12 protein-coding genes are annotated in these 12,346 nt (G+C 69.6%); 6 read left to right on the top strand and 6 right to left on the bottom strand.

All coding sequences use genetic code 11. The features are described 5' to 3' along the window. Positions 1-52: 52 nt before the first annotated feature. Both ACH4SP_RS41355 and ACH4SP_RS41350 read left to right on the top strand, forming a co-directional pair. Positions 53-1,069, top strand: coding sequence for an NlpC/P60 family protein (locus tag ACH4SP_RS41355; RefSeq protein WP_398423457.1), 1,017 nt, complete (start codon positions 53-55; stop codon positions 1,067-1,069). Positions 1,070-1,392: 323 nt separating this feature from the next. Next, a complete protein-coding gene (locus ACH4SP_RS41350; RefSeq protein WP_398423455.1) occupies positions 1,393-2,139 on the top strand; it encodes a phosphatase PAP2 family protein in 747 nt (248 codons plus the stop codon). A gap of 36 nt (positions 2,140-2,175) precedes the next feature. Here the strand turns inward: ACH4SP_RS41350 and ACH4SP_RS41345 are convergent, their stop codons facing one another. After that, on the bottom strand, positions 2,176-3,786 hold the full coding sequence (locus ACH4SP_RS41345) for an FAD-binding oxidoreductase (protein WP_398423453.1): 1,611 nt from the start codon (positions 3,784-3,786) through the stop codon (positions 2,176-2,178). Positions 3,787-4,256: 470 nt separating this feature from the next. On the opposite strand from ACH4SP_RS41345, the gene ACH4SP_RS41340 reads away from it, so the two are divergent. Then, entirely contained in the window at positions 4,257-5,063 is an 807-nt protein-coding gene (locus tag ACH4SP_RS41340; RefSeq protein WP_398423452.1) for a hypothetical protein, read from the top strand. Positions 5,064-5,234: 171 nt separating this feature from the next. Further along, positions 5,235-5,396 (top strand): hypothetical protein, encoded by a 162-nt coding sequence (locus ACH4SP_RS41335; protein WP_398423506.1) that lies wholly within the window; start codon positions 5,235-5,237, stop codon positions 5,394-5,396. Positions 5,397-5,482: 86 nt separating this feature from the next. Here the strand turns inward: ACH4SP_RS41335 and ACH4SP_RS41330 are convergent, their stop codons facing one another. After that, entirely contained in the window at positions 5,483-5,830 is a 348-nt protein-coding gene (locus tag ACH4SP_RS41330; protein WP_398423450.1) for a metal-sensitive transcriptional regulator, read from the bottom strand. 194 nt (positions 5,831-6,024) lie between these two features. Between ACH4SP_RS41330 and ACH4SP_RS41325 the strand changes: the two genes are divergently transcribed. Together ACH4SP_RS41325 and ACH4SP_RS41320 are read left to right on the top strand one after the other, a co-directional pair. Next, on the top strand, positions 6,025-6,645 hold the full coding sequence (locus tag ACH4SP_RS41325; RefSeq protein WP_398423448.1) for a DUF47 domain-containing protein: 621 nt from the start codon (positions 6,025-6,027) through the stop codon (positions 6,643-6,645). Positions 6,646-6,649: 4 nt separating this feature from the next. Next, positions 6,650-7,648 (top strand): anion permease, encoded by a 999-nt coding sequence (locus tag ACH4SP_RS41320; RefSeq protein ID WP_398423446.1) that lies wholly within the window; start codon positions 6,650-6,652, stop codon positions 7,646-7,648. Positions 7,649-7,885: 237 nt separating this feature from the next. Here the strand turns inward: ACH4SP_RS41320 and pstB are convergent, their stop codons facing one another. The 4 genes from pstB to pstS form a co-directional block, all read right to left on the bottom strand. Beyond that, positions 7,886-8,662 (bottom strand): phosphate ABC transporter ATP-binding protein PstB, encoded by a 777-nt coding sequence (gene pstB / locus ACH4SP_RS41315; protein ID WP_398423445.1) that lies wholly within the window; start codon positions 8,660-8,662, stop codon positions 7,886-7,888. A gap of 31 nt (positions 8,663-8,693) precedes the next feature. After that, positions 8,694-9,770 (bottom strand): phosphate ABC transporter permease PstA, encoded by a 1,077-nt coding sequence (gene pstA, locus ACH4SP_RS41310; RefSeq protein ID WP_398423443.1) that lies wholly within the window; start codon positions 9,768-9,770, stop codon positions 8,694-8,696. Further along, entirely contained in the window at positions 9,767-10,768 is a 1,002-nt protein-coding gene (gene pstC / locus ACH4SP_RS41305) for a phosphate ABC transporter permease subunit PstC (protein WP_398423441.1), read from the bottom strand. The genes pstA and pstC overlap by 4 nt, the downstream gene beginning before the upstream one ends. A 312-nt stretch (positions 10,769-11,080) precedes the next feature. After that, positions 11,081-12,214: a phosphate ABC transporter substrate-binding protein PstS gene (pstS, locus tag ACH4SP_RS41300; RefSeq protein WP_398423505.1), complete on the bottom strand. Its 1,134-nt coding sequence runs from the start codon at positions 12,212-12,214 to the stop codon at positions 11,081-11,083. Positions 12,215-12,346: the final 132 nt, after the last annotated feature.

Genomic DNA, 12,346 nt, shown 5'->3' with positions numbered 1-12,346 from the left:
TGCGTGAGCCGAAACGGACGTACATCCGCCCCGGATGGGGGAGGGTTGGGGAGTGCGCAAAGTCTGGGTAGTGGGCGGGATCGGGACCGGGTTGTTCCTGGCCTTCATCGCGCTGCTTGTCGTCGGTACGTTCTCGGCCGCTGCCGGTATCGCCGGGCAGGGTGGTGCGGGCGGGCGGGCCGTCGGGCTCGCCAAGGGCGCCGTACCCGCGCTCTACCAGCCGATCGTGCAGAAGTGGGGCAACCTCTGCCCGGCCATCAACCCCGCGCTGCTCGCCGCCCAGCTCTACCAGGAGAGCGGCTGGAACCCGAAGATCTCCAGCCAGGCCAACGCGCAGGGCATCGCCCAGTTCATCCCCGGGACGTGGGCCACTCACGGCATCGACGGGGACGGGGACGGGGACCGGGACGTGTGGGACCCGGCCGACGCCATTCCGTCGGCGGCCTCGTACGACTGCGAACTCTCCGGGTACGTGAAGAAGGCCCCGGGGGACCCGACGAACAACATGCTCGCCGCTTACAACGCGGGCGCGTACGCCGTGATCAAGTACGGGGGCGTCCCGCCGTACCCGGAGACCAAGAACTACGTAAAGATCATCCGCTCCCTCGAACAGAGCTTCGCCAAGCCCATCGGCCGCGTCGCCCCCTCCAAGCAGGCCGCCGCCGCCATCTACTACGCGCAGAAGAAGCTCGGGACGCCGTACCTCTGGGGCGGGAACGGGACCGCCGACCAGCAGGGCCGGTTCGACTGTTCCGGGCTGACCGTGGCCGCGTACCGGACCGTGGACATCGAGCTGCCGCGCGTGGCCAACGACCAGTACAACGCAGGCCCGCACCCGTCGAGGGAGGAGCTGCTCCCCGGGGACCTGGTCTTCTTCTCGGACGACCTCACCAACTCGCGCAAGATCCGCCACGTGGGCATCTACGTCGGCGGCGGCTACATGATCAATGCTCCCTTCACGGGGGCCGTCATCCGGTTCGACAAGATCGACACCCCTGACTACTTCGGTGCGACGCGTGTGACGGAGGATGGCGCGAAAGCGCTGCCCACGACCCCGCCGGAAGCCTGAGACGGGTCGTGCGGAAGCTGACGAGGAGTCGGACAAGGCCGGAACTCTCCGTGATCACTCGGCCCTGAGCTGGGACGATGAGTCTCTCTTCGATAACGTCATGGTGATCGTTCGGTAGAGAGTGGAACCCGGGCCGGTCGCGGGGCGTTCCCTGGACGGGGACAGCGGCACTGACCACGCACTGACCACCCACAGACCACACCAACAGAGAACTGTCACGGGGAACTGTCACGGGGGTGATGGACCCGCCACGCACACCGGTGTGCGTACGGCGGGAGACGTGCGACTGCGACTGCGACACAGCAAGGCAAGGGGCCGTGCAGATGGCTGGACTCTCAACGGACGGGTCGAACCCGGATGTCAGCCTGCTCTACGACATCAACGGGATCGCCGCCGATGCGCCGGGCTGGGTCGACCGGACCATGGAGTACGTCGGCGAGTACGGCATCATGCTCGGCCTCGTCCTGGTGGCCCTCTGGTGCTGGTGGCGCGGGCGCAGCCGTGGGGCGGCGGAGGACTCCGTGGCGTCGGCCGCCGCGATCGTGTGGGCGCCGCTGGCGGCCGGGATCGCGTTGCTGGTCAACATCCCGATCAGGGGGTTCGTGGAGCGGCCGCGCCCTTTCCTGGAGCACAGGGGACTTGAGGTCCTGGTGGCGGGGAAGACGGACTTCTCGTTCGTGAGTGATCACTCGACGATCGCGATGGCGATCGCGATCGGTGTCTTCATGGCGAACCGCAAGTGGGGTCTGTTCGCCATCGGGCTGGCGCTGGTGGCGGGCTTCTGCCGGGTGTACATGGGGGTCCACTACCCGTCCGACGTGGTCGGTGGGTTCGCGCTGGGGACCGCTGTGACGCTGCTGCTCGCGCCGCTCGCGATGATGGTGCTGACGCCCGCGATGGCGGCCGTCTCCCGCTGGGGCGCGACGAGTTCGCTCGTACGGTCGCGGGACGCGCGCGACGGCGACGCCGAGCGGCGGGCCGCCGCACTGGCCGGCCAGGCACGGGCGGCGGCTGCTTCGCGGCGGCGGGGCGGCGGCGGGGATTCGGCAGTGAGTGATCTCGCTGCGTGAGAGCCGCTGCCTGCGAGTCGGTGTTTGTGTGGAGTTTCAGAGCGCCTGCGGGAAGTCGAACAGGCGGGTCGGGTCGTAGCGGGACTTGAGCTCGGCGAGGCGGTCGGCGGCCGTGCCGTAGTAGGCGCGGCGCCAGTCCGGGAGGGTCGCGTCCGGGTAGTTCTGGTAGGCCGAGCCGGATGCGTGGCGGCGTAGGGAATCGTGAGTGGCCGTCAGCCACTTCTGCTGCGCGGTGCCGGGGGTGCCGGGGCGCCAGGAGGCCGTGTACTGGGCGAGCACGCGCATGTTCCGGTGGACGAACGCGGTGGCCTCCGGGGCGACGCGGTTGATCGCGCCGCCCAGTGGGGTCAGCGCGACCGTGCCTCCGCCGCCGCCCTGGGCGGCCGTGACGCGGGTGAAGTTCTCGACCCCCGCGAGGAGGGTCCGTACCCCCGCGGGAGTCAGCGCGCGGGCGAAGAAGTCCGAACGGGAGGCGTACGTCTCACGGTTGAGCGCGCCCTCGGGGGTGCGGCCGGGGGTGCTTCCCGGGAGATGGCACTGGGCATCGGAGAGGTCCGCGCAGCCCGCGTACAGGAGCATCGAGTCCTGGAAGCCGCGCGCGCGGAGCGTGGTGGAGCGGGGGGCTCCGGTTCTCGCGGTGAGCCGGTCCAGCGCGTTGGCCAGGCCGGACCGGGTGCCGATGGAGAACGCGGCGAGGGAGAGGGTGGGGTTGCCGCCCGCCGCCCCTGCGGAGAGGTGCAGGGAGGACCAGATCTCGTCGGGCTGGCCGGGGCCCCAGTCCTGCCAGGCGGTGAGTACGGCTGCGGCCTTGGACCAGGGCCAGGTGAGGTACCCGGTGACGGCCCGGGGCGCCGGGTGGGTGCGGAACTCCAGCTCGGTGACGACGCCGAACTGGCCGTTGCCCGCGCCCCGTAGGGCCCAGAAGAGGTCGGGGTGCGTCGTTGCGTCGCAGCGGACGGACTTGCCGTCGGCGGTGATGAGGGTCGCGGCGGTGAGGCTGTCGCAGGTCAGGCCGTACGCGCGCGAGACGACGCCGTGGCCGCCGCCGAGGGTGAGGCCGGAGATTCCCACGGTGGGGCAGGAGCCGCCCGGGATCGTACGGCCTCTTGAGGAGGTCAGGGTGCGGTAGACGTCGAGGAGCTTCGCGCCGGCACCGATGGTGGCGGTGTGGGCGGTGGGGGTGTCGATGGTGGCGAGCTTCGACACGTCGATGACCAGGTGGTCCGTGCCGCTGGACCAGCCGGTGTACGAGTGGCCGCCGTTGCGGATCGAGACGGGGGTGCGGGTCGCGCGGGCGAACGCGAGGGCCTCGCGGATGTCGGCCTCGTGCGCGACGTAGGCGACGGCGGCGGGCTTCTGGTCGTCGAAGCGGGGGTTGTAGAGCTGGCGGGCGGTGGGGTAGGCGGGGTCGCCGGGGCGGACCAGGGGGCCTTCCAGGGAGCGGGTGAGGGCGGGCCAGTCCTGGGGGGTGGGTTTGGGTTTGGGGGTCGGCTTTGTGGGAGTGGGGGTGGGGGTGGGGGATGGGCTTGGCGCCCGGCCGGGCGGGGTGGGGTCTGGGCCGCCGCGGCAGGCCGTGGCTGTGGCAGTGGCAGTGGCCAGGGTGAGGGTCGCGGCGGTGGTGAGCAGGGTGCGGCGGTGCAGTGTCATGGGGCCTCCCGGGGGAGAGGACGGTGGGGTGGGAGGTGGGGTTCCCCCGGGTGGGGTGTGGGGCGTGTGCGGGTGGGGCCGCTGCGCGGGGCCCTTTCCCCTACCCGCCCCTTCCCGAAACCGCTGCCGCGGGGCTGGGGGTTCTTCGTGCGGGTGCGTCGTGGCTGGTCGCGCAGTTCCCCGCGCCCCTAAGACTGCTGCTTCGCGCAGTTTCCCGCGCCCCTAGAGCTGCTGTGCGTGTTCTGTTGCGTCCGTGCGGGCTCTGTCTCTGCTTCGGCGGGAGGGGCCGCGCCAGCCGCAGGTGCAGTGGGCGTGGCAGAAGGAGCCTCGTTCGGTGGTGGTCGTGCGGTGGGGCTCGGGGCCTGTGGAGGGCTCGTTCTCGGGCACAGGTCCACGGTACGGCGTGACGAAGTTGCGCGAGGGCTCGTTGAACGGGGCGAGCAGAAGGCTCGTAATCCGGAGGCGTACGGATGGACAGGGTGAGCGGTGGGGCGGTCGCACTGGCCGTCGTGACCGGGCTGGTGGGGACCACGGCAGGGTGCGGCGGGGGTGGGGCTGTCGCCGATGACCGGCGGGGAGCCGATCCCGGTGGGGCCGTGCGCAGGGCCGCCGACGTGGTGCTGCGGGCGGGGAGCGCGGGCGATGTGCGGACGGCGATGGAGATGGCGGCCGGGGGGACCCGGGTCACCATTCGGGGCACCGGGAACTACGACTTCCGGGGGCGGAGCGGGCAGTTGAAGGTGCTGCTGCCGACCGGGCCCGCGGGGCGGCAGGAGCACCGGCCGATGATGGAGGTGTTCGCGCCCGGGGCGTTGTTCATGAAGAACCGCGGCGCCGGGGTGCCCGCCGACAAGTGGGTGCGGATCGAGACCGCGTCGCTCGCGGACGGGAACCTGGTGACGGGCGGGGCCACCGACCCGTTGGCGGCCGTGGAGTTGCTGCGGGGCGCGCGGGACGTTTCGTACGTGGGGGAGGAGGGCGGGCTGCGGCACTACCGCGGCGTCGCCGACCTTGGGCAGGCCGCGCGGACCGCGACCGCGGAAGTGCGCGGCCCGCTCGCGGCGGCGGCGAAAGGGTTCTCCAGGAAGGGCGTGGCGTTCGACGCGTATCTGGACGAGCGGGGGCGGGTGCGGAAGGTGCGGCACCGGTTCAGCTTCGTGAACGCGGGGAAGGCGGTGGCCGTGATGTCCACGACCGCACTGGAGGGGTTCGGGAGGCCGGTGCGCATCGTGCTGCCGCCCGCGAAGGACATCTACGTCGGGAAGATCCGTCAGTAGGCGGCGGCTCACGGGGAGGTCACCCCGGCGCGCCCCGGCGCATGGCGAGGGCGGGTGGGGGCGAAATGGTCCGTCCGTGCCATGCGCGGTACGTGTCGTCCTCCCTACGCTAGGAAGGCGCACGCTGGGGAGTCGGCCCGCGGCGGAAGAGGTCGGGAAGAGGTGATGCAGGTGGTTCCGATGCGTGGTGCGGCCGTACAGGACCGCGTTGCCCTCGCCGAGATCGAGCTGTGCGGTGAGTTGATGATCGCGGCGTCCTCGACGGACGGGGAACGGCTCAGTCCGGACCGGATCGACGAGGTGCTGATGCTTGCGGCGAAGGAGTTCGAGTAGCGGCTGAGCCACTGGCCGAAATGAGGCGGGGAGGGGAAGCGGCACCGGCCGCTCCCCCTCCCCGTACGTACGAAGAAGGCCCCGGGTCAGGTGCGCAGCAGGCGGGCGATCGCCTTCGTCGCCTCCGCGACCTTGTCGTCGATCTCGGTCCCGCCCTTGACCGCCGCGTCCGCGACGCAGTGCCGCAGGTGTTCCTCCAGGAGCTGGAGGGCGAAGGACTGGAGGGCCTTCGTGGAGGCCGAGACCTGGGTGAGTATGTCGATGCAGTAGACGTCCTCGTCGACGAGCCGTTGGAGGCCGCGGATCTGGCCCTCGATGCGGCGCAGGCGCTTGAGGTGTTCGTCCTTCTGCTTGTGGTAGCCGTGGGTCGTGGCAGGGGCCGGCGATGCCGCGTCCGTCGTGGCCACGTCGGCCGCCTCTTCGGTGGTCGTCATCGCGTCCTCCTGGGGAAGCTCAGCGGGGTGAAATACCCCTCGTGGGTATATTCTACGGGGCTTTGGAGCGGGCCGCGGGGGTCCGTGCCCGCCACTCTGCCCGATGGGCGACACTGAGGAACGCCGGTTAGCCGTGGCCGGATGATGCGCCTAGCATCAGCCTGACCGAATCCAATGCACCCCGAGGACCCCACGTGCGCTTTCGTCTGACCCCCCGGGAGACGAGCTTCTACGACATGTTCTCCGCTTCAGCGGACAACATCGTCACGGGCTCCAAGCTCCTCATGGAACTGCTTGGAGCGGACTCCTCCGCCCGGGCCGAGATCGCGGAGCGGATGCGGGCAGCGGAGCACGCGGGCGACGACGCCACTCACGCGATCTTCCACCAGCTGAATTCCTCCTTCATCACGCCGTTCGACCGCGAGGACATCTACAACCTCGCGTCGTCGCTCGACGACATCATGGACTTCATGGAGGAGGCCGTCGACCTGGTCGTCCTGTACCAGGTGGAGGAGCTGCCGAAGGGCGTCGAGCAGCAGATCGAGGTGCTGGCGCGGGCGGCCGTGCTGACCGCCGAGGCCATGCCGGGGCTGCGCACGATGAGCAACCTCACCGAGTACTGGATCGAGGTCAACCGGCTGGAGAACCAGGCCGACCAGATCCACCGCAAGCTGCTCGCCCAGCTCTTCAACGGCAAGTACGACGCCATGGAGGTGCTGAAGCTCAAGCAGATCGTGGACGTGCTGGAAGAAGCAGCCGACGCCTTCGAGCACGTGGCGAACACGGTGGAGACCATCGCCGTCAAGGAGTCCTGACTTCGTGGACACCTTTGCGCTGATCGTGACCATCGGGGTCGCGCTCGGTTTTACGTACACCAACGGCTTCCACGACTCGGCCAACGCGATCGCCACCTCGGTGTCGACCCGCGCGCTGACGCCGCGGGCCGCGCTCGCCATGGCCGCCGTCATGAACCTCGCCGGTGCCTTTCTCGGGCAGGGCGTCGCCAAGACGGTGAGTGAGGGCCTGATCGAGACCCCGCACGGTCAGAAGGGCATGGGGATCCTGTTCGCCGCGCTCGTCGGCGCGATCGTCTGGAACCTCGTCACCTGGTACTTCGGGCTGCCGTCCTCGTCCTCGCACGCGCTGTTCGGCGGCATGGTCGGCGCGGCGCTGGCCGGCGGGACGGAGGTGATCTGGGGCGGTGTGCTGTCCAAGGTCGTCATTCCGATGTTCCTGTCGCCCTTCGTCGGCCTGATCATCGGCTATCTGGTGATGGTCGCGATCATGTGGATGTTCCGGAAGGCCAACCCGCACAAGGCGAAGCGGGGCTTCCGTATCGCCCAGACGGTCTCGGCCGCGGGCATGGCGCTCGGACACGGTCTCCAGGACGCGCAGAAGACCATGGGCATCGTGGTGATGGCGCTGGTCATCGCCGATGTCGAGGGTCAGGACGACGCGATTCCGGTCTGGGTCAAGATCGCCTGTGCGGTGACGCTCTCGCTCGGTACGTACGCGGGCGGCTGGCGCATCATGCGCACGCTGGGCCGACGGATCATCGAGCTGGACCCGCCGCAGGGATTCGCGGCGGAGACGACCGCTGCCTCGGTGATGTACACGGCTTCGTTCATGTTCCACGCGCCGATCTCGACGACGCATGTCATCACCTCGGCGATCATGGGCGTCGGCTCGACGAAGGGGTCGCGGGCCGTGCGCTGGGGCGTCGCCAAGAACATCGTGATGGGCTGGTTCATCACGATGCCGGCGGCGGCCGTGGTCGCCGCGGTCAGCTTCTGGGCCGTGCAGCTGGCCTTCGGCTAAGCGCTCCGCTGGATGTGCTGCGAGGTGCCGTCGCTCATCTGCGGCACCGTCGTGGCTGGTCGCGCAGTTCCCCGCGCCCCTATGGGGCGCTGCCGAACCGCGTACGAGAGATGTGAAGGAAGGGCCCGCCCCCCGGTTCGCACCGGGGAGCGGGCCCTTTCGCCTTGCGGTGGCACCGCCATGCAGCACCGCAAGTGTGTGGGGAGGCCCAGCAGGGCCTCGTACCGTTCGTGGGGTCTAGCCGAAGCGGCCCGAGATGTAGTCCTCGGTGGCCTGGACGGACGGGTTGGAGAAGATCCGCTCCGTGTCGTCGAGCTCGATCAGCTTGCCGGGCTGGCCGACCGCGGCCAGGTTGAAGAAGGCCGTGCGGTCGGAGACACGGGCGGCCTGCTGCATGTTGTGCGTCACGATGACGATCGTGAAGCGCTCCTTGAGCTCGCCGATCAGGTCCTCGATGGCGAGGGTGGAGATCGGGTCCAGGGCGGAGCAGGGCTCGTCCATCAGCAGGACCTGGGGCTCGACCGCGATGGCGCGGGCGATGCAGAGGCGCTGCTGCTGGCCGCCGGAGAGGCCGGAGCCGGGCTTGTTGAGGCGGTCCTTGACCTCGTTCCAGAGGTTGGCGCCCTTGAGGGACTTCTCGACGATGTCGGCCAGCTCGGACTTCTTGTACGAGCCGTTCAGGCGCAGGCCCGCCGCCACGTTGTCGAAGATCGACATGGTGGGGAAGGGGTTGGGGCGCTGGAAGACCATGCCGACGGTGCGGCGTACGGAGACCGGGTCGACGCTGGACGCGTACAGGTTCTCGTCGTCCAGGAGGACCTTGCCCTCGACGCGGCCGCCCGGGGTGACCTCGTGCATCCGGTTGAGGGTGCGCAGGAAGGTGGACTTGCCGCAGCCGGACGGGCCGATGAAGGCGGTCACGGAGCGGGGCTCGACGGTCATCGAGATGTCGTCGATGGCCTTGTGGGTGCCGTAGAAGGCCGAGAGGCCGGATACGTCGATTCGCTTTGCCATGATGTGGTCACTTCGCTTTCAGGGTGTCGCGTCAGCGACCGGTCTTGGGGGCCTTCCAGCGGGCGATGCCGCGGGCCACCAGGTTGAGGATCATGACGAAGGCGATCAGGACCAGGGCGGCTGCCCACGCGCGGTCGTAACTCGCCTCGCTGCCCACCCGGTACTGCTCCCAGATGTAGAAGGGGAGCGAGGACTGGGCGCCGTCGAAGGGGTTCGAGTTGATCAGCTGGGAGCCGAAGACGAGGAGCATGATCGGGGCGGTCTCGCCCGCGATGCGGGCGATGGCCAGCATGACGCCGGTGGTGATGCCGCCGACGGCGGTCGGCAGGACCACCTTGAGGATCGTGCGCCACTTCGGTACGCCGAGGGCGAGGGAGGCCTCGCGCAGCTCGTTCGGCACCAGCTTCAGCATCTCTTCGGTGGACCGTACGACCACCGGGACCATCAGGATCGCGAGCGCCAGGGCGCCCATGAAGCCGGAGGGCTGGAGCTCGAACATCAGCATGATCGAGAGGAGGAAGAGGCCCGCGACGATGGACGGGATGCCGGTCATGACGTCCACGAAGAACGTGACCGCCTTCGCCAGCGCGCCCTTGCCGTACTCGACCAGGTAGACGGCCGTCAGCAGGCCGATCGGCGCGGCCACGAGGGTGGCGATGCCGACCTGCTCCACGGTGCCGATCAGGGCGTGGTAGACGCCGCCGCCCGCCTCGAAGCCGGGCACGCCGGCCATCGAGTGGGTGAGGAAGTAGCCGTCGAGGGCCTTGATGCCGCGGCTGACCGTCACCCACAGGAGGGAGGCCAGCGGGATGATCGCGAGCAGGAAGCAGACCCAGACGACGCTGGTGGCGACGCGGTCCTTGGCCTGGCGCTTGCCCTCGACGACGGCGCTGGCCGTGTAGGTCAGTACGACGAAGAAGAGGGCGGCCAGCAGGCCCCACTGGACCTTGCTCTGCCAGTTCAGGGCCGTACCGAGGCCGACCGCGACGGCGAGGGCGACGACGGCGAAGGCGACCGGGGACCAGCGCGGGAGGCTCTTGCCGGAGAGGGAGTTCGTACGGGCGACGGGGGCGGGGATCGTGTCCTGGGTCATCGTTGCCTGGCTCATGCGTTGGCCCCCGAGTACTCCTTGCGGCGGGCGATGATCAGCCGGGCCGCACCGTTGACGAGGAGGGTGAGGACGAAGAGGACGAGACCGGAGGCGATGAGCGCGTCACGCCCGTACTCGTTCGCCTCGTCGAACTTCGCCGCGATGTTCTGCGCGAAGGTGCCGCCGCCCGCGTCGAGCAGGTGGCCGGAGAAGAGGAAGTTGGGGGAGAGGACGGTGGCCACGGCCATCGTCTCGCCGAGCGCGCGGCCCAGACCCAGCATCGAGGCGCTGATCACACCGGAGCGGCCGAAGGGCAGGACCGAGAGGCGGATGACCTCCCAGCGGGTGGCGCCGAGGGCGAGGGCGGCCTCTTCGTTCATCTTCGGGACCTGGAGGAAGACCTCGCGGCTCACGCTGGTCACGATCGGCAGGATCATGATCGCGAGCAGGATCCCGACGGTGAACAGGTTGCGGGCGGGGCCGATCTCGGTCTTCTCGAAGATGAGCGTCCAGCCGAGGTACTCGTCCAGCCAGGAGTTCAGCCCGCCGAGGTACGGGACGAGGAAGAGCGCGCCCCAGATGCCGTAGATGATCGACGGCACGGCGGCCAGCAGGTCGACCACGTAGGCGAGGGGCGAGGCCAGCTTGCGCGGCGCGTAGTGCGAGATGAAGAGCGCGATGCCGACGGCGATCGGAACGGCGATCAGCATGGCGATGACCGAGCTGACCACGGTGCCGTAGAGGAGCACGGCGATGCCGAAGACCGGGGGGTCTCCGGAGGGGTTCCAGTCGAACGTGGTGAGGAAGTTGCCCTCGTTGCCCGAGATGGCCACTACCGAGCGGACCGTCAGGAAGGTGGCGATGGACGCCATGACGACCAGCAGGAGGATGCCGGAGCCGCGGGAGAGGCCGCGGAAGATCTTGTCGCCGGGGCGGGTGGTGCTCTTCGCCTTGGCGGCGGGCGGGGGTGGGGGCGGTGCGGGTGGGGAGTCTGTGGGTGCTGCGGTGGTTGGCATGGCTGATCTTTCCGGTCTGGGGAGGGAGCGGGGCGCCCCGGGTGGGGGTGCGGCTCCCGGGCGGCGGTGCACCGGATGGAGCGGGATTGCGGTGGGGCGGGATTGCGGTGGGGCGGTGTCGGGGTGGGGCTCCGCGTGGGGGCCGCCCCCTTGCCCACCCGTTCCGCCCCCGGGGGGCGGCCCCGCTGCCCAAGGGGGCTGGGGCGGGCGGCCCCGCTGCCCGAGGGGGCGGCGGCGGGCGGCCCCGTTGCCCAAGGGGGTTGGGGGCTAAGGGTGGGGTGGCGGCCCGGTGGGGCCGCCACGCCGCCCGGGTTACTTCAGGCCGGCGATGGTTTCGCGGACCTTGGTGTTGATCTCGGTGGGGATCGGGGCGTAGCCGTTCTCGGAGAGGATCTTCTGGCCCTCGTCGGACGCGGTGTAGCCGAGGAAGGACTTCACGTTGCCGAGCGAGTCGGCCTTGTTGCCGGAGTCGCAGACGACCTCGTACGTGACCAGGACCAGCGGGTAAGCGCCCTCGGCCTTGGTCGTGTAGTCCAGGTCGAGCGCCAGGTCCTTGCCGGTGCCCTTGATCTTGGCGGCGGCGATGGCCTTGGAGGCGTTCTCCGAGTTGGCGGCGACCGGGGCCGCCGCGCCCGTGTTGACCTTGACGGTCGGGATGGACTGCGAGGTCGCGTAGCTCAGCTCGAAGTAGCCGATGGAGCCCTCCACCTGCTTCACCTGGGCCGCGACACCGGCGGAGCCGTTCGCACCCTGGCCGCCGGGGGCGGGCCACTTCTTCTCGGCCTCGTACTTCCAGTCGGCGGGGGCGGCCTTGCCCAGGTACTTGCCGAGGTTCTGGGTGGTGCCCGAGTCGCCGGAGCGGTGCACCGACTGGATCGCCGAGTCCGGGAGCTTGGCGCCCGGGTTCAGCTTGACGATCGCCGGGTCGTTCCACTTCTTGATCTGGCTGTTGAAGATCTTGGCGGTGGTGGAGGCGTCGAGGACGAGGTTGTCGACGTTCGGCAGGTTGTAGCCGATCGCGATCGGGCCGCCGACCATCGGCAGGTTGATGCCCTGGCCGGACTTGCAGACCTTCTTCGACGCCTCGACCTCGTCGGGCTTCAGCGCGGAGTCCGTACCGGCGAAGCCGACCGTGCCGGTGGTGAAGTTCGAGATGCCGTCGCCGGAGGAGGAGGACTTGTAGTTGATCTCCACGCCCGTGCAGGCGGCCATGTAGTTCTTGACCCAGAGGTCCATGGCGTTCTTCTGCGCCGAGGAACCGGAGGCGAGCAGCTTGCCCTTGGCGCCGTCGCACTTGACGTTCTTGGCGGCGGAGCTGTTGCCGTTGCCTCCGGTGCTGCCACCGCTGTTGTTGTCCGAGCCGCACGCCGTGAGGAGCAGGGCGCCGGAGACGGCGAGGGCGCCGACTGCGGTGGCGCGGAGCCGGTTCTTGCGCTGGAGCTTCATCACTCTCTGGGTTTCCTTCCGGATGCCGCCTGTCCCTTGGGCGGGCGGCGTGCGTGGAGTCTTTGGGTGTACGTGAGTACGGCAGGTTCCCGGCTGCTCGCCGGACACCTTGTAAGTACGAAATTAGGCAGA

The organism is Streptomyces sp. NPDC021093 (assembly GCF_044333135.1).
Classification (GTDB): Bacteria; Actinomycetota; Actinomycetes; order Streptomycetales; family Streptomycetaceae; genus Streptomyces.
The sequence above is the reverse complement of the archived record's forward strand: the minus strand, read 5'-3'. Positions and strand labels throughout refer to the sequence as shown.